Annotated in this window: 14 protein-coding genes; 8 read left to right on the plus strand and 6 right to left on the minus strand. The window is 75.6% G+C overall.

Features of this window, described 5'->3' with window-relative positions:
- Nucleotides 1-29 precede the first annotated feature (29 nt).
- A complete protein-coding gene (locus PUR61_RS22850) occupies nucleotides 30-923 on the minus strand; it encodes a MurR/RpiR family transcriptional regulator (RefSeq protein WP_329881191.1) in 894 nt (297 codons plus the stop codon).
- A gap of 586 nt (nucleotides 924-1,509) precedes the next feature.
- Between PUR61_RS22850 and PUR61_RS22855 the strand changes: the two genes are divergently transcribed.
- From PUR61_RS22855 to PUR61_RS22875, 5 genes are all read left to right on the plus strand, one after another.
- A complete protein-coding gene (locus tag PUR61_RS22855) occupies nucleotides 1,510-2,514 on the plus strand; it encodes an N-acetylmuramic acid 6-phosphate etherase (protein ID WP_329881192.1) in 1,005 nt (334 codons plus the stop codon).
- Between the two features lie 46 nt (nucleotides 2,515-2,560).
- Complete coding sequence (locus PUR61_RS22860) at nucleotides 2,561-2,758, plus strand: hypothetical protein (protein ID WP_329881193.1); 198 nt, start codon at nucleotides 2,561-2,563, stop codon at nucleotides 2,756-2,758.
- A gap of 40 nt (nucleotides 2,759-2,798) precedes the next feature.
- Nucleotides 2,799-3,842, plus strand: a complete 1,044-nt coding sequence (locus PUR61_RS22865) for an ABC transporter substrate-binding protein (protein WP_329881195.1) — start codon at nucleotides 2,799-2,801, stop codon at nucleotides 3,840-3,842.
- 122 nt (nucleotides 3,843-3,964) lie between these two features.
- Nucleotides 3,965-4,732, plus strand: coding sequence for an ABC transporter permease (locus tag PUR61_RS22870; RefSeq protein WP_329881197.1), 768 nt, complete (start codon nucleotides 3,965-3,967; stop codon nucleotides 4,730-4,732).
- Complete coding sequence (locus PUR61_RS22875) at nucleotides 4,711-5,544, plus strand: ABC transporter ATP-binding protein (RefSeq protein ID WP_329881199.1); 834 nt, start codon at nucleotides 4,711-4,713, stop codon at nucleotides 5,542-5,544. The genes PUR61_RS22870 and PUR61_RS22875 overlap by 22 nt, the downstream gene beginning before the upstream one ends.
- A 98-nt stretch (nucleotides 5,545-5,642) precedes the next feature.
- On the opposite strand, the gene PUR61_RS22880 is transcribed toward PUR61_RS22875, so the two are convergent.
- The 5 genes from PUR61_RS22880 to PUR61_RS22900 form a co-directional block, all read right to left on the minus strand.
- The gene (locus tag PUR61_RS22880) at nucleotides 5,643-7,121 is read right to left on the minus strand and encodes a SulP family inorganic anion transporter (RefSeq protein WP_329881200.1); all 1,479 of its coding nucleotides are present in this window, start codon (nucleotides 7,119-7,121) and stop codon (nucleotides 5,643-5,645) included.
- A 169-nt stretch (nucleotides 7,122-7,290) separates the two neighbouring features.
- On the minus strand, nucleotides 7,291-7,893 hold the full coding sequence (locus PUR61_RS22885; protein WP_329881201.1) for a carbonic anhydrase: 603 nt from the start codon (nucleotides 7,891-7,893) through the stop codon (nucleotides 7,291-7,293).
- A 591-nt stretch (nucleotides 7,894-8,484) separates the two neighbouring features.
- A complete protein-coding gene (locus PUR61_RS22890; RefSeq protein WP_329881203.1) occupies nucleotides 8,485-9,168 on the minus strand; it encodes a response regulator transcription factor in 684 nt (227 codons plus the stop codon).
- On the minus strand, nucleotides 9,165-10,361 hold the full coding sequence (locus tag PUR61_RS22895) for a sensor histidine kinase (RefSeq protein WP_329881205.1): 1,197 nt from the start codon (nucleotides 10,359-10,361) through the stop codon (nucleotides 9,165-9,167). The genes PUR61_RS22890 and PUR61_RS22895 overlap by 4 nt, the downstream gene beginning before the upstream one ends.
- A gap of 370 nt (nucleotides 10,362-10,731) precedes the next feature.
- On the minus strand, nucleotides 10,732-13,095 hold the full coding sequence (locus PUR61_RS22900; protein ID WP_329881206.1) for an MMPL family transporter: 2,364 nt from the start codon (nucleotides 13,093-13,095) through the stop codon (nucleotides 10,732-10,734).
- 547 nt (nucleotides 13,096-13,642) lie between these two features.
- Between PUR61_RS22900 and PUR61_RS22905 the strand changes: the two genes are divergently transcribed.
- From PUR61_RS22905 to PUR61_RS22915, 3 genes are all read left to right on the plus strand, one after another.
- Complete coding sequence (locus PUR61_RS22905; RefSeq protein ID WP_329881207.1) at nucleotides 13,643-14,767, plus strand: DegT/DnrJ/EryC1/StrS family aminotransferase; 1,125 nt, start codon at nucleotides 13,643-13,645, stop codon at nucleotides 14,765-14,767.
- Nucleotides 14,768-14,828: 61 nt separating this feature from the next.
- Nucleotides 14,829-15,800 (plus strand): NAD-dependent epimerase/dehydratase family protein, encoded by a 972-nt coding sequence (locus PUR61_RS22910; protein WP_329881208.1) that lies wholly within the window; start codon nucleotides 14,829-14,831, stop codon nucleotides 15,798-15,800.
- 13 nt (nucleotides 15,801-15,813) lie between these two features.
- The gene (locus tag PUR61_RS22915; protein WP_329881209.1) at nucleotides 15,814-16,917 is read left to right on the plus strand and encodes an MGDG synthase family glycosyltransferase; all 1,104 of its coding nucleotides are present in this window, start codon (nucleotides 15,814-15,816) and stop codon (nucleotides 16,915-16,917) included.
- The last annotated feature ends 136 nt before the right edge of the window (nucleotides 16,918-17,053 follow it).

Consider the following 17,053-nt stretch of genomic DNA (forward strand, 5'->3'; position numbering starts at 1 on the left):
GCCGCCGGGCGGTGGCGTGACTCCCGTGGTCAGGCATGGTGGCGCTGCGGGGTGCGGCCGCGGGTGACGGCCTGGCGGGTGCGGTCGAGGGCGTCGGCGGCGCGGGTGTCGAGGTACTGGGCGAGGCGGACGTAGAGGCAGTCCACGACGGTGAGTTGGGCGGTCCGGCTGACGGTCGCACCGGTGCGGCGGTCGCTCTCCCGGCCGGCGAAGGTGAGGACCCGGGTGGTGGCGGCGGCGAGCGGCGATCCCGGGTCGCTGGTGAGGGCGACGGTGGTGGCTCCGCGCCGGGCGGCCTCGGTGACCGGGTCGAGGACCTCGGGCGTGCGGCCGGAGTAGGAGATGCCGACGGCGACGTCGGCGGGGGTCAGGTGGGCGGCGCCCATCAGGGCCCGGTGGACGTCGGAGCGGGCGGCACAGACCAGGCCGAGGTGCTGGAGCTTGTACTCCAGGTCGGCGGCGACCACGGCCCCGGCCCCCGCCGCGTACACCTCGATCCGGCGGGCCGAGGCCAGGGCGTCGACCACCGCGTCCAGGGCGTCGAGGTCGAGTTGGGCGGCGGTGTCCTCGGCGGCCCGGGCGCTGAGGCGGGCCACCTTGGCGACCACGGTCCGGGTGTCGTCGGCGGCGGTGACGTCCCCGTCGGCGCCGACCCGGACGGCGAACTCGTCCGCGGCCGCGACCTGGGCGGCGGCGAGGGCGAGCCGAAGATCGGGGTAGCCGCGCAGGCCGAGGGTGCGGCAGAACCGCGTCACCGAGGTGTCCGACACCCCTGCTGCGGCGGCCAGTTGACTGATGCTCAGGGCGGCTGCGGCGGCCGGGTCGGCCAACACGCGTTCGGCGACCGCGCGTTCCACCGGCGACAGGGAGGGCAGCCTGCCCCGCAGTCGCACGATCAGAGCCTGGGCCGACGTGCGGTCCACGACATCCCTCCCACATCCTGTTGCCCACCGATGTTGCTCTTCCACATTCGAAGAGTTCTGTGCGAGAATCCTCGACATCCCGACGGGTGTCAACCTCGGGTTCGTCCGAAGTGTGCCATCACCGACCCGGGAAGGAGACCGCGCCGTGTCCCGTGCCGCCGTCCTCACCACCCGGGCCCACGTGGACTTCTGCCGCGTCACCACCGCCGCCTGTCCGGCCGTCGCACCGCTTCGCTGACGCCCCGCGCCGCACCGGCCCACCGCCGGGTTCCGGGCTGCCCTGCACCACGCACTCGACGCCTCCGCGGGCGGGGACCTCTGCCTCTTCCCCGGCGAGGGCCTGGACGGACCGGGGCGACGCGCGCTCACCGACGCCCTCGCCTGAGTGACGCCGGCCCGGAACGCCCGGGTCCTCGATCCGACCGCACCTCGCTCCCCGCCCCGGCTCCGCCCCGCCCCGCCCCGGGCAGAGCCGCCCCGACCCGGCGCGCCCCGGTCGGACCCGTCCCGGTCAGGCGCGTCCCACCTCCCCTCCGTCCGATCCGTCCCCACGTTTCCCCGTCCCCGCACCACCCCGGGAGCACCCGTGCACCACCTGCCGCCCACCGAGGCGCGCAACCCGCGCAGCACCGGCATCGACCGGCTGGACGCGCTGGGCGTCCTGCGGCTGATCAACGCCGAGGACGCCACCGTGCCCACCGCCGTGGCCACCGCGCTGCCCGCCCTGGCCCGCGCCGTGGACGCCGCCGTGGACGCGCTGCGGTCCGGCCGCACCGTGCACTACGTCGGCGCCGGCTCCTCCGGCCGGTACGCCACCCTGGACGCGGCCGAACTGCCGCCCACCTACGGGCTGGAGCCCGGCCGGGTGCGGGTCCACCTGGCAGGCGGCCCGGCCGCGCTCACCAGGGCTGCGGAGGGCGCCGAGGACAGCGAGGAGGCCGGCCGGGCCGCGCTCGCGGAGGCGGCGGCCGGGGACGTCGTGCTCGGCCTCGCCGCCAGCGGCCGGACCCCGTACGTGGCGGGCGCCCTGCACGCGGCCCGCGCCGCCGGCGCGCTCGCGGTGCTGGTGAGCGCCGACCCCGAGGCGCCGCTCGCCGGCTTCGCCGACCTCCACGTCTGCGTGGAGTCGGGCCCCGAGGTCATCACCGGTTCGACCCGGATGAAGGCGGGCACCGCACAGAAGCTCGTCCTGCACGGCTTCTCGACGGCGGTGATGGTCCGTCTCGGCCGCACCTGGTCCAACCTGATGACGGACGTCGCGGCGGGGAACCGGAAGCTCGCCGCACGGAAGCTCACGCTCCTGGCCCAGGCCTCCGGCGCCGGGCCGGAAGCCTGCCGGTCCGCACTGGCCGCCACCGACGGCGAACTGAAGCCCGCCCTCGTGGTGCTGCTCGCCGACGCGGCCCCCGCCGCCGCCCGGGCCGCGCTGGCGGCGGGCGGCGGAACGGTACGGGGCGCGCTGGACGCGCTCCGCCCGGCGCCCGCCCGATGTCCCGGGGACCTCGCCGGCCCGCCGCTCGACCCGCCCGCGGCGCCGGTGCCTCCCGTACCGCTCCCCGCACCGTCCCCGCCGCCTGCCGCCCGCCCGTGACCACGGGCACCCGGCCGGGGCCCGTCCCACCGAAGGACCGATCCCCATGCCGGCGCCGACACCCCGCCGCCGACCGCTGCTCCCGCGCGCCGCGACCCTGGTCGCCTCCGCCCCGCTCGTCCTCACCGCCCAGCCGCCGGCCCACGCCGCCCCCGTCTCGCCCGCCTCCCCCGCCGACGGCGGCGCCGCCCGCGGCACCCGGTACGGCTACTCGGTCCGGGACTTCCAGGCCTTCGCGGCCTGAACCCGCGCCAACCCATCGCACTGACAGAGGAGTTCCACCCATGCACCGCCCCCGTCGCCTCGCCGCCGCACTCGCCGTCGCCGCACTCGCCCTGACCGCCTGCGCCTCCAACGGTCGGACCACCGGCTCCGCCGCCGGCGCCGCACCCGCCCCGCAGGAACCGCTGCCGACCAGCGTCCCGGCCGGCACCGACCTGCGGATCGGCGACCAGAACGCCCAGTTGGAGGTCCTGCTCAAAGCCTCCGGACAGGACCAGGGAACCGCGTACAAGCTCGGCTACAGCGCCTTCCAGGGCGGCCCGGCGATCCTGGAGGCCTTCCGGGCCGGCTCGCTCGACCTCGGGATCGTCGCCGAGACGCCCGCCATCTTCGCCCAGGCCGCCCAACAGGACGTCAAGGTGGTCGGCGTCGCCCAGACCAGCCGCTCCGCCGTCCACCTCGTCACCTCACCCGGCAACCCGGCCAGGACCGTCGCCGAACTCAGGGGCAAGAAGATCGCCTACACCGAGGGCACCACCTTCCAGCCCGCCGTCCTCAACGCACTCAAGCGGGCCGGGCTGAAGACCACCGACGTCACCCTCGTCAACCTCCAGGTCCTGGACATCCCCGCCGCCCTGCAGAGCGGCCAGATCGACGCGGCGGCGCTCACCGAGCCGCTCGCCTCCAAGTACCTGCTGCCCAACGCCGAGAAGGGCGCCCACGAGATCACCGACGACAAGGACCTCACCAGCGGCCTGCTGCTGCTCATCACCCCCGGCAAGACCCTCAAGGACCCGGCGCGGACGGCCGCGCTGGCCGACCTGACCGCCCGCTGGACCAAGGCGCTGACCTGGCAGAACGCCAACGAGGCGGAGTGGGTGGAGCAGTACTACGTGAAGAGGCAGAACATCCCGGCCGCCACCGGGAGCCAGATCTTCCGCAACACCGGCACCGCCGCGTTCCCCTCCTACGAGCAGGCCCTCACCGACCACCAGGCCATCGCCGACCTGCTCACGACCGCCGGGGCGCTCCCCGGGAAGCTCGACGTGTCGGGCGAGTTCGACCGCCGCTTCGAGGCCGTCCAGCGCCGGGCCCTGGCCGGCTGAGCGACGACCGGCGCTCCCCCGAGAGGACCATCGTGACCGTCTCAACCCCGTCCGCTCCCGCCCGGCCCCGGGCCCCCGGCCGGTCCGGCCGGCCCCGGCGGCCCCGCCGCACCCACCGACCGGTGGGCCGCCGGCGCCGCCGGATCCCGTTCGCGCGCGCCCTCGGACCGGTCCTGCTGCTCGCCCTCTGGTGGGTGGCCTCGGCCGCCGGGCTGCTCGACCCGCAGACCCTCGCCCCGCCGGCCGACGTCGCCGCCACCTTCGGCGACCTGGCCCGCAGCGGCGAGCTCCAGGAGCACCTGCTGGTCTCGCTCCGGCGGGCCGCCCTCGGCCTCGGTTTCGGGGTCGCCGCCGGACTGCTGCTCGCGCTGGCCGCCGGGCTCAGCCGGATCGGCGAGGCGCTGATCGACGGAACGGTGCAGCTGGTCCGCTCCCTGCCGATCCTCGCGCTGGTGCCCCTGGCCATCATCTGGTTCGGCATCGGCGAGGAGGTCAAGGTGATCCTGGTGGCCCTGGGCACCCTCGTCCCGGTCTACCTCAACACCCACGCCGCCCTGACCGGCCTGGACCCCCGGTACGCGGAGCTGGCCCGGACCGTCGACCTGACGCCGGCCGGGTTCCTGCGGCGGATCGCCCTGCCGGGGGCCGCACCGGGCTTCTTCACCGGGCTGCGGATGTCGGTCACGATCTCCTGGCTGGTGCTGGTGGTCAGCGAACAGATCAACGCCTCCAGCGGCATCGGCTACCTGATGACCCAGGCCCGCACCTTCGGCCGCACGGACGTCATCGTGGTCGGCCTGGTCGTCTACGGCCTGCTCGGCCTGCTCTCGGACACCCTGGTCCGCCTGTTCGAAAGGAGGGCGCTGGCATGGCGCCGCACCCTGGCCTGACCGCCGACACCTTCACCGGTGCGGACCCCGTCGGCGCGACGGACGGTCCCGCCGTCCGGCTGCGCGGGCTCACCCGCTCGTTCGGCGGCCGGACCGTCCTGGACGGCGTCGACCTCGACCTCGCACCCGGCGAGTTCACCGCGCTGCTCGGCCACAGCGGCTCCGGGAAGTCGACCCTGCTGCGGGCCCTCGGCCGGCTGGACGGGTACGAGGACGGCCGCCGGGCCGGTCGCCGCGGCGGCGCCGGCCGCGGCGACACCCCCGGTGCGACCGGTTCCGGGACGGCGGACGTCCCGGAGCGCGTCTCGGTGGTGTTCCAGGACGCCCGGCTGCTGCCCTGGGAACGCGTCCTGGAGAACGTGGTGCTCGGTCTCACCGGCCCGGACGCCGGGGAGACCGGACGGACCGTCCTCGCCGAGGTCGGCCTGGCCGGCCGCGAGCGGGACTGGCCGGCCGTACTGTCCGGGGGCGAGGCCCAGCGGGCGGCGCTCGCCCGCGCCCTCGTCCGGCAGCCCGAACTCCTGCTGCTGGACGAGCCGTTCGGCGCCCTGGACGCGCTCACCCGGCTACGGATGCACGCCCTGCTGCGGCGGCTCTGCGCCCGGTACCGGCCGTGCGTGCTCCTCGTCACCCACGACATCGACGAGGCGCTGGCGCTCGCCGACCGGGTCCTGGTCCTGACCGACGGCCGGATCTCGCACGACCTGCGGCCGTCGGCCGGTACGGCGGGCGGTACGGCGGGCGGCGGGCACGTGAAGGGCCGCGGTGAGCTGCGCGGTGAGCTGCTGGCCGCGCTCGGCGTGGAGGAGTGAGACGCGGGCGGGGCAGCGGGGGCGGGCGGGCCGGACCACCGGCCGTCCCCGTCCCCGCCGCCGTCCCGTCAGACCGGGTCGGGCCGTGCCGGACTCCGTCAGGCCGAGGCCGGGAGACCCACCAACTCGGCCGACCCACTGCGGTTGTGGCGCTCCTGCCAGAGCTCCAGCGCGCTGCGACAGGCGTGGTCGAGGTGGCGCACACCGGACAGGTCGAGCCGGACCGGGCGGTCCGCGGGCAGCCGTTCCAGGGTCTCCACCAGACGCGGCAGCCGCAGGAACGTGGCGTTGCCGTGCAGCGCCACCTGGATCTCCTCGCCGTCGGAGAGGTCGGCGACCGTCACCTGGAGGTGCGAGGTGTCCCAGGCGCTCTTCAGCACCGCGAGGAGCAGGCCGAGCAGCACCCCTTCCAGCAGGTTGGTGACCACGATCGCCACGGCCGTGACGGCCAGGATCACCGCCTCGCCGCGGTCGGCCCGCCAGAGCGGGCGGAGGGAGCGGACAGGCACCAGCTTGGCGCCCGCGTGCACCAGTACCCCGGCCAGCGCGGCGAGCGGGATCGCCGACAGCGCGGCGGGGATCAGCGCGGCGAAGAGCAGCAGCCAGAACCCGTGCAGCACCCGGGATGCCTTCGTCCTGGCGCCGGCCTGGACGTTGGCGGCGCTGCGGACGATCACCGCCGTCATCGGGAGCGCACCCAGCACGCCGCAGAGGGTGTTGCCGACCCCCTGGGCGAGCAGCTCGCGATCGTAGTCGGTGCGCGGGCCGTCGTGCAGACGGTCGACGGCCGCCGCACTGAACAGGCTCTCGGCGGAGGCGATCAGCGCGAACGTGAAGGCCGTGCCCAGCACTCCGAGGCTGCCGAGCGCGGCGAGGTCGGAGACGCCGGGCAGGTCGATCACCCCGCCCAGGCCGGCCACCTCGATCCGGGCGACCGGGAGGTCGAACAGCGCGGTGACCGCCGTGGCGGCGGCCACGGCCACGAGCGGCGCCGGGACCACCCGGACCCGGGCGGGCAGCCGCGGCCAGAGCAGCAGGATCGCCACCGTTCCGGCGCCGACCGCGGCGGCGGCGAGCCCGCGCGGGCTGCCGGCGACGTCGGCGACCAGGCCCGGCAGTCCGGCCAGCTTCGCGGGCCCGCCGGAGGGGCCCTTCGCGTCGGCCAGCGCGTAGAGCTGACCGGCGATCAGGACGAGGCCGATCCCGGCGAGCATGCCCTGGACGACCGAGACGGAGATCGCCCGGAACAGCCGGCCGAGGCGGGCCGCTCCCATGGCGAGCTGGAGGAGGCCGGCGACCGCGGTGATCACGCCGAGGGTCGCGAGGCCGTGTTCCTGGACGGCGGCGAACACCAACACGGTCAGGCCCGCGGCGGGGCCGGACACCTGGAGGCTGCTGCCGGGCATCAGCCCGGTGACCAGGCCACCGACGATGCCGGTGACCAGCCCCAGTTCGGCCGGCACCCCGGAGGCGACGGCGACGCCCACGCAGAGCGGGAGGGCGACCAGGAAGACGACGAGGGAAGCGGCGAAGTCGGAGCGCAGAGTGCTCAGCCGAAGGGCGGGACGACGAGTCATCGGGTCCTCGGGAGAGTTGTGGTGTGCGGACGGTGGCGGTGCGGACGACGGCCCTGCGGGCCGTACGGGAGCGAGCGGTACGGGAGCGAGGGGTGCGCAGACGAAGCACGGGGCCCCGGGCCGCGCGGACGCGGACGGTCCTGCTGCGGGCCGTCGCGCGGAACCGGCCTCAAAGCGGGAGGAAGAGGCCGGCGTCCGCCCGGTGCGCGAGCACCAGGCCGGTGTGGATCTCGTAGAACCAGCCGTGGAGTCTGATCTCGCCCTCGACCAGCCGCCGGGCGACGGCGGGGTAGCCGCGCAGCCGGTCGAGCTGGGTGAGGACGTGGCGCTGTACCGGCCCGGCCACGGTCGGGTCGAACACGTCGGCCTCGTCCGCGCGGAGCACCTCGTGGTCGGCGTGGCGCAGCCAGGCGCGGACGGCGGGCACCACGCTGAGGTCCTCGCCGCGGACCACGGCTCCGACCGCGCCGCAGTGCGAGTGCCCGCAGACCACGATGTCGCGGACGCCGAGCACTTCGACCGCGTACTCGATGGTGGCGGTCTCGCCCGAGGAGCCGTCGGCCCGGTAGACCGGGACGATGTTGCCGGCGGTGCGGAGCTCGAAGAGGTCGCCGGGGTCCGCGTTGGTGATCAGCGTGGGGACCACGCGCGAGTCGGAGCAGGTGATGAAGAGGGCCTGCGGGGTCTGGCCGGCCGCGAGGCCGGTGAGCTCCCGGCCGGTGTCTCCCGCGCGCTGCGGGAACGCCCGGGCCCTGTCGATGAGCGGTTCCATGAGGGTGGATGCCTCCTTCGGTGACCCCCTCGGCCTCGGCCGGGAGGGGCGGTGGACGGGCAGGCACGTCGGAACCAGACGTCTCCGGTGGACGGACGGGTACGGGCCGTGGCACGGCGCGCCGAACAGCCGCGCGTCGATGACCCTCGGTGTCCCCCCGGTGACCTGATGCCGCGTCAAGACGAAGTAAAACACGGGTATGGGGAAGGCAAAAGCGCATACCGAGCACGGATCGTGCCGATCCGGTAAACATCCTGTTACCTCGGACGGCAGAGCGCGGCCCCGGGGCCGGCACGCTGGGGCGCGAGGCCCCGCGCACACCGCGCCGACCTCGACGAGTAGTTGCGTTCCCGGCAGTACGCGCCCCTTCCGCATACGCACGCCCCCCGGAACGGAGGTGCCGAGGGCCGGCGCCCCGGCCCGGGGCCGACTCTTGCGAACGACGACCCGACCCGCCGGACGGACCACTGCACGTCGGCGGCGGCGGCTCGAACACCCTTGCCCTTCAGCGGCGTTCGGCGAACACCCGCTCACGCGGCGACCGGCCCGGCGGGACGCCCGGCGGCGCCGGCCCGGGCCGCCCGGGTGGTGTCAGGGGGCCTGGCGGGGGCTCTGCACGAGGCCGGACTGGTAGGCGAGGGCGACGAGTTGGGCCCGGTCGCGGGCCTCCACCTTGGACATCGCCCGGTGGACGTGGGTACGGACGGTGAAGGGGCTGACGAACATCCGGGCCGCGATCTCCTCGTTGGTGAGACCGGTGGCGGCCATCGCCATCACCTCGCGCTCGCGGGCGGTCAGGGCGGCGAGGCGCTCGGGCACGCCCGCGGGGGCGCGGGCCGGGTCGGGGTGCGCGAGGAGCTGCTCGATCACGGCGCGGGTGGCGGCGGCGGAGAGCAGCGGGTCACCGGCCGCGACCCGGCGCAGGGCGCCGAGCAGCTCCGTCGGTTCGGCGTCCTTGCCGAGGAAGCCGCCGGCCCCCGCGCGCAGGGCCTGGGCGACGTACTCGTCGATCTCGAAGGTGGTGAGGATGAGCACGCGGGTGCCAGCGAGGTCCGGGTCGCCGCAGATCGCGGCGGTGGCGGAGAGCCCGTCGACGCCGGGCATCCGGATGTCCATCAGGACGACGTCGGGGCGGGTGGACCTGGCCAGCTCGACCGCCTCCCGGCCGTCGGCGGCCTCACCGACCACCTCCATGTCGTCCTCGGCGTCGATCAGCACGCGGAAGGCTCCGCGCAGGAGCGCCTGGTCGTCGGCGAGCAGCACGCGAATGGTCATCGGGGATCCTTGTCCTCTCGGGCGGCGGCGGTGCGCAGGGGCAGTTCGGCGGAGACCAGGAAGCCGCCGCCGGGGCGGTGGTCGGCGGTGAGCCGGCCGCCGACGGCGGAGGCGCGCTCCCGCATGCCGATCAGGCCGTAGCCGGCCGGCCCGGTGGGGCGGGGGCGGGCGGCGGGGCGGTCGTTGGCGACGGCGACCAGGACCCGGCTGCCCGTGTACGTCAGGGTGACGGCGGCGGCGGTGCCGGTGGCGTGTTTGGCCACGTTGGTCAGGGACTCCTGGAGGATCCGGTAGGCGGTCAGGTCGACGCCCGGGGAGAGCGGCTGCGGCTCGCCCTCGACGGTGAGCCGGACCGGCAGGCCGGCGCGTTCGAAGGAGTCGAGCAGATCGGGCAGCCGGCCGAGGCCGGGGGCGGGTTCGAGCGGGGCCTCGGGGTCGTCGGCGCGGCGCAGCAGTCCGACCGTGGCCTTGAGCTCGCGCAGCGCGGAGCCGGTGGCGTCGGTGAGGTGGCTGAGCATCTCGCGGGCCTGGGCGGGGTGCCGGTCGAGGAGGTGGACGGCGATGCCGGCCTGCGCGTTGGCGAGGGCGATGTGGTGGGCGACCACGTCGTGCAGATCGCGGGCGATCCGGATCCGCTCGTCGGCGACCCGGCGGCGGGCCTCCTCCTCGCGGGTGCGTTCGGCGCGTTCGGCGCGTTCCTCGATGGCGGCGAGGTGGGCGCGGCGGTTGCGGACGGAGTCGCCGAGGGCGCCGGGCAGCAGGATCCAGGAGACCACGCCGATCTTGGCCCCGATCGGCCCGTCGGGCTCGTTGATCGCGGTGACGATGGTGACCAGCACGGCCACCACGCCGGTGGCGATCCGGGCGGTGGTGCGGTCGGTGTGCACCGCGACGAAGTACAGCGCGGCCACGAGCGGGGCGATCAGGCCAGGGGTGAGCTGGACCACGGTGAAGCAGATCGCCAGGCCGCCGACGAGGGTCGCCGCGAGGACCGCCCAGGGGCGGCGCCGGTGGGCGAGGACGGCGGCGCTGGAGAGGACGGCCAGGGTGAGGGCGGCCGGATCGGGCTCCAGGTGGTTGCCGAAGCGGTCGGTCATGGTCGACCCGGCGGTGACGACGAGCAGCCCGAGCGTGAGCAGCGCGTCGAGCAGGCGGGGGTAGCGGCGGGCCCGGCGCAGCCAGGTGTCGGTCATGCTCGCATCTCCAGGTCCGGGGGTGCCCTGGCGGCTCCCCCGGCCGGGGGTGCCAGTTCGGTACGTCGTGCGGAGGCGGTGGGGCGGGTGGGGCAGGTGCGTCGGGTGGGGCGGGGCGTGGCGGTTTCGGTGGCGCGGTTCGACGGCGTGGTTCGTACCAGTTTGACCGGTCGGGCCGTCGGAACGGAGGCCGGGGCGGCCTCCCGCCTGTGAGACCGGTGACACCGGGGCCGTCCCGGGCCGTCCGGAGCGCCCCGGACGGCCCTTGGACGCGGCCCCGTCGCGGCCCCCGGCATCACCGGGGGCCGCGACGGGGCCGACGCGACGGGGCCGACGCGACGGGGCCGACGCGACGGACGGGACGGACGCGCTAGACCCGCACGGAGTGCCGGCCCTGCCCGGCGCCGCTGTCGTCCCCGGTGCCGCTGTCGTCCCCGGCCTCGCCCGCGGGCTCGGGCCGGGACCCGGAGCGCGGGGCCGGCGGCGGGCTCTGGAGCCGGGCTCCCTCGACGTCGATGTCGGGCAGGATCCGCTCCAGCGGGCGTGGCAGCCACCAGGCCCGGCGGCCGAGCAGGGCGAGGGCGGCCGGCACGATCGCCATCCGGACCACGAAGGCGTCGAAGGCGACGGCGGCGGCCAGGCCGAAGCCCATCATCTTGATCATCGACTCGTCCATGCCGATGAATCCGGCGAAGACGCTGATCATGATGAGCGCCGCGGCGGTCACCACCCGGGCGTTGTGGCGGAAGCCGGTGACCACGGCCTGGCCGGGCTCCTCACCGTGGACGTAGGCCTCCCGGATCCGGGTGACCAGGAACACCTCGTAGTCCATGGCCAGGCCGAAGACCACACCGACCATGAAGATCGGCATCATGCTCATCACCGGGCCGGTCTGCTCGACCCCGATCAGCTCGGCGAGCCATCCCCACTGGAAGACCGCCACGACGGCGCCGAGCGCGGCGGCCACCGAGAGCAGGAACCCGAGCGCGGCCTTGACCGGGACGAGCACCGAGCGGAAGACGACCAGGAGGAGCAGGACCGCGAGGCCGACCACGACCGCGAGGTAGGGCACCAGCGCGTCGGTGAGCTTCTGCGAGACGTCGATGTTCATCGCGGTGGGTCCGCTGACCAGGACGGTCGCGCCGGTGGCGGCCTTCAGGCCGGGGGCCCGGTCCCGGATGTCGTTGACCAGGGCGGTGGTCTCGGCGGCGCTCGGGCCGGTGGCCGGCACGGCGTTGACCAGGGCCGTGTCACCGGCCTTGTTGAACACCGGCGGCGAGACGCTGACCAGGCCCGGCAGGGCGGCGACGGTCTTGCCGACCTGCTCGGCCGCGGCCTTGGGGTCGGGTGCGCCCTTGACGTCGACCAGCAGGGTCAGCGGGCCGTTGAAGCCCGGGCCGAAGCCGGCGGAGAGGTGGTCGTAGGCACGCCGCTGGGTGGTGGAGGTGGGCTTGGCCTCGTCGCCCGGCAGGCCCAGCCGCAGGTCCAGCGCGGGCACCGCCAGGATGCCCAGGCCGACCACCGCGCCGACCAGGACGGCGACCGGGCGGCGCAGCACGTAGCGGGCCCAGCGGGTGCCGCCGTTGTCGCGCGGCCCGGCGGCGCCGGGTCCGTGGAGCGTGTCCGGTCCTTCGGCGCCGGCCGCGCGGCGGCCCCGGGATCGGGAGCGGGCACCGAAGCGCGAGCCGGGGCGCGCGCCCGGACGGGAGCCGGCGCGGTCCTTCCTGGACAGCACCCGACGGCCGAGGAAGCCGAGCAGCGCCGGGACGAGGACGAGTGCGACCAGGACGGCGATCACGACGGTGCCGGCCGCCGCCATGCCCATCTTGGCGAGGATCGGGATGCCGACCACGGAGAGTCCGGCGAGCGCGATCACCACGGTGAGTCCGGCGAAGACCACGGCGGACCCGGCCGTGCCGACCGCCCGGCCGGCGGCCTCCTCCGGCTCGTGGCCCTCCAGGAGCTCCGCCCGGTAGCGGGAGACGATGAAGACCGCGTAGTCGATGCCGACCGCGAGGCCGAGCATCATCGCGAGCGTGCTGGTGGTGGTGGAGAGGCCGAGCGTGCTGCCGAGCGCGGTGATCAGGGCTATCCCGAGCCCGACCCCGACCAGGGCGGTGAGCAGCGGCAGTCCGGCGGCGAGGAGCGAGCCGAAGGTGATCACCAGGACGACCGCGGACATCGCCATGCCGATGGCCTCGGTGGAGCCGCCCGCCTCGGGGCCGGGCATCAGCGCGGTGCCGCCGACGTCGACCGTGAGCCCGGCGTCGCGCCCGTGCTGGGCGGCCTGCTCCAGCCGGTCGGTGGCGGTCTCGGCGACCTTCCCCGGCTTCTCGCTGTAGCTGATCGTCGCGTAGGCGGTGGTGCCGTCCTTGGAGACCGCACCGGCCTGGAACGGGCCGACCGCGCCGGTGACCTGCTCGGTGCCGGCGAGTTCGGCGACCGTCCGCTCGACCGCCTGCTGGTTGGGGGCGGCGGTGATCTTCTGCCCGGACGGCGCCACGAAGACGATCCGGGCCGAGGCACCCTCGGCCGCGGCGCCGGGGAAGCGCTCGTCCATGAGGTCGAAGGCCTTCTGCGCCTCGGTGCCGGGCATGGAGAAGCCGTCGTCCGGGGCGGCCGGGGCCTTGGTGGCCAGCACTCCCACGGCGGCCAGCAGGGCGACCCACAGCAGGGTCACCAGGCGGCGCCGGAGGAAGGACCATCGGCCCAGGCGGTAGAGGAATGTGGCCACGGGTGAGCGGACTCCTTCGGGGTGGCGTGCGGGCGGGTCCCGGACGGGCGCCGTACCGGCCGGGACCGGGTCCCGGGCGGGTGTCGTCCTGTGCGGGGCTTCTCGTCAGGTGCTCGTCCGGGGGCGATCGGCCCGGCCGGCGGGCCGGGGCGCCCGGAACACGGCCAATCCTCCGGTGGAGGGCGTCTCGTCGTCGTCGCCCCTGCGCAGGCATTCCGGACTACTGCGGACGCATCAGCCCGACCCGGACGGCGTAGTGCGAGGCCCGCACGGCGGCCCGGGCGTCTCCGACCTGAGGCCGGGGCTCCCGCGACGCCGCACCGCCCCCGTACGCACCCCCTGTACGCACCCCCCGTGCGCACCCCCCGTGCGCACCCCCGCACACGGCCCCGCGCCCGGCGCCCGGCCGCGCCGTCACCCGGGCGGGGGCGACAACGGGCCGGGGCCGGGCCGGCGAAGTAGCGTGATGTGCCTGGCCGGCCGCCGACCGGACGGCCCGGACCAGACCAGGTCGATGACGTGCTCATCCTGCTGCCGGAGGTGGCCCATGGGCGTTCCCGCCGCTCGCATCGTGTTCGACGAGAACGACCGCGCAGCCGTCGCGGACGCGGTCGACGACATGCTCGCCACCGGCGCGCTCACCCTCGGTCCCTGGACCGAACGGTTCGAGCAGTCCTTCGCCGCCGAGCACGGCGCCCCGCACGCGGTGGCCGTCGCCAGCGGCACCGCCGCGCTGGAGGTGGTCCTGCGCACCGTGGACGTCCGCGACCGCGACGTGGTCGTCCCGGCCGTCACCTTCTACGCGACGGCCGGCGCCGTACTGCACGCCGGCGGCCGCCCGGTCTTCGCCGACGTCGACCCGGCCACCCTCGCGCTCGGCCCCGCCGCGCTGGAGGCCGCGCTCACCCCCGACACCGCGGCCGTCGTCCTCGTCCACATCGGCGGGCTGATCACCCCCGAGGTGCACGCGCTGCGCGCGATCTGCGACGCGCGGGGCATCCCGCTGGTCGAGGACGCCGCCCACGCGCACGGCAGCAGCTTCCAGGGGCGCGCCGCCGGCACCTTCGGCCTGGCCGGCGCGTTCTCGTTCTACCCGACCAAGGTCACGACCAGCGGCGAGGGGGGCATGATCCTCACCGAGTCCGCCGAACTGCGCGACGAGGCCCGCATCCACCGCGACCAGGGCAAGGGCTCGTTCACCACCAACCACCACGTCCGGCTCGGCGCGTCCTGGCGGATGAGCGAGCTGAACGCCGCCGTCGGCACGGTGCACCTGCGCCGGCTCAAGGAGTTCGTGGAGACCAGGCGCCGGGTCGCCCAGCGGTACGACGCCGCGTTCGCCGGGCCGGACGGCCTGCGGCCGGTCACCGAACCGGCCGGGTGCCGCGGCAACTACTACAAGTACGTCGCGCTGCTGCCGCCCGGCATCGACCGGACCGCCTTCAAGCGGGCCGTCGCCGAGGAGTACGGCGTACGGCTCTCCGGCGAGGTCTACGACCTGCCGCTGCACCTGCAACCGGTGCTGGCCCCGTACCGGCGGGCCGCGCTGCCGTTCGCCGAGGACGTCTGCGCCCGGCAGGTCTGCCTGCCGGTGCACTCCGACATGACCGAGGACGAGACCGACCTGGTGATCGAGGCGGTCTCGGCCGTCCACCGCCGGCTCGCGGGATGACGCCCCGACCCGCAGGGCCGGGACCGCGCCAGGACAAGAGCCAGGACAAGGAGACAGAACCGTGCGCGTAGCCGTCACCGGAGGATGCGGATTCATCGGCTCACACGTGGTGGACCGGCTCCTGGCCGCCGGGCACGAGGTGCTCGCGGTCGACACCACCGAGAGGTACCTCAACCCCGACGCCGACCACGCCGGCATCGACGTCCTCGACCTGCCCGCCCTGACCGACGCGCTGGACGGCTGCGAGGTGGTCTTCCACCTGGCCGCGCAGGCCGACGTCGAGCGGGTCGCCGCCGACCCGGTCGGCGCCGTGCGGGCCAACATCGACGGGACCGCGACCGTCCTGGAGGCGGCCCGCCGCAGCGGCCTCAGCCGGACGGTCCTGGCGAGCACCGTCTGGGTCTACGGCGCCGCCCTCACCGACGACCGGATGGACAGCTCCGAACAGGAACTCGACGAGCACGTGCCGATCGAGCTCGACCACTGCGGGCACCTGTACGTCGCGACCAAGCTGGCCGCCGAGATGCTCGTGCACAGCTACCGCGAGCTGTACGGGCGGCACTTCACCATCCTCCGGTACGGCATCCCGTACGGGCCCCGCATGCGCGACGAGCTGGTCGTCGCCCGGTTCGTGCAGGCCGCGCTCGCCGGGCGGCCGATCACCATCGCCGGGGACGGCCGACAGGGCCGCAACTTCGTCTACGTCGAGGACCTCGCCGAGGCCCACGTCCGCGCACTCTCCCCCGAGGCCGAGGACCAGACCTTCGCCCTGGAGGGCTCCACGGCGATCTCGGTCCGGGACATCGCCGACACGGTCGACCAGCTGCTCGGGCCGGTCACCGTCGAGCACATCGAGGCGCGGACCGCCGACTACGCCGGGCGCCGCATCTCTGCGGCGCAGGCCAAACGGCTGCTGGGCTGGTCCCCGCGGACCAACTTCACCGACGGCGTGCGGCGGTACGCGGACTGGTACCGGGCCGAAACCTCGGCACCGGGCACCCCTCCCGACCCCGGCCCGCGCAGCGGCGCCTGAGGCGGGACGCGCAGTGCCGCACGCGCTGCTGGTGTCGGGCTCCCTCGGCCAGGGCCACGACGTGATGGCCCGGGCCTGCGCGGACACCCTGGAGGCCGGCGGCTGGACCACCCGCACGGTCGACGCGATGGCCCTGCTCGGGCAGCGCGCGGGCGCCGCCGGCGAGGCGGTCTTCCGCCGGCTGCTCGACCTGCCCGGCGTCTACGACGCGTTCCACTTCTCCGCGCTGCGCCCCGGCGCGCGGATCGCCCTGCTCGCCGACGCCGCGGCGCGGTCCCGGCTCGTACCGGCGCTGCGCGCGCTGGTCGCCGAGCAGCGGCCGGAGCTGGTGGTGTCGGTCTTCGCCACGGCGACCTCGGCCGTCAACCGGCTTCGGGCGGACCGCGACGCCCCCGGCTTCCGCCACCTGGTGCTCTGCACGGACGTCACGCCGCACCGGCTCTGGGTCCAGGACGGCACCGACCACTTCCTGGTCACCTCGGAGGTCGCCGCGGCCGCGGTCCGCCGGTACCGGCCTGAGGCACCGGTCACCGTTCTGCCCGCGCCGCTGCGCGGACCGTTCTACCGCCCGCCGTCCCGCGCCGAGGCCCGCGCCGCGCTCGGGGTGCCGCCGGGTGCGCGGTGCGTCCTGCTGATGTCCGGCGCCTGGGGGCTCGGCCCGCTCGGCCGGACCGCCCCCGCGCTCGCCGACGCCGGGCCGCACGTGCTCGCCGTGGCCGGCCGCAACGCCGAACTGGAGGACCGCCTGCGCCACGCCGCCGGCCGCCGCCCGCGCCTGCACGTCTTCGGCCACACCGACCGGATCCCGGCCCTGATGGCCGCCGCCGACCTGGTGGTGACCAGCTCCGGTGACACCTGCGGCGAGGCCCGCGCACTGGGCCGCCGGCTCCTGCTGCTGGACGTCGTCCAGGGCCACGGCCGGGACAACCTCCAGCACGAACTGGAACTCGGCCACGCCGACGTCACCTCGGCCCGCCCCGCCGACGTGGTCCGCTGCGCCCTCGCCGCGCTCGAACGGCCCGCCCCCGCCCCGTCCCCCGGTGCGTCGCCCGAGGGCTGGCGCACGGGTTTCACGGCGGCACTGGAGCAGGTCGGACTCGCCGCCGGCCGCGCCTGAGAACCCGGCCGCGCCCGGGAAGCACGAAAGGCGAGGGAAACGGTCGTCCCTCGCCACTCTTAACCTATAGCGGACCGGGGGGCTTGCGGCAAGGCCCCCGTCATGCCGCAGAATCGCTCGGCAAGGCCATAACCAG

Origin of the sequence: Streptomyces sp. BE20, assembly GCF_036322525.1 — a bacterium.
In the GTDB taxonomy this organism is placed as follows: domain Bacteria; phylum Actinomycetota; class Actinomycetes; order Streptomycetales; family Streptomycetaceae; genus Kitasatospora.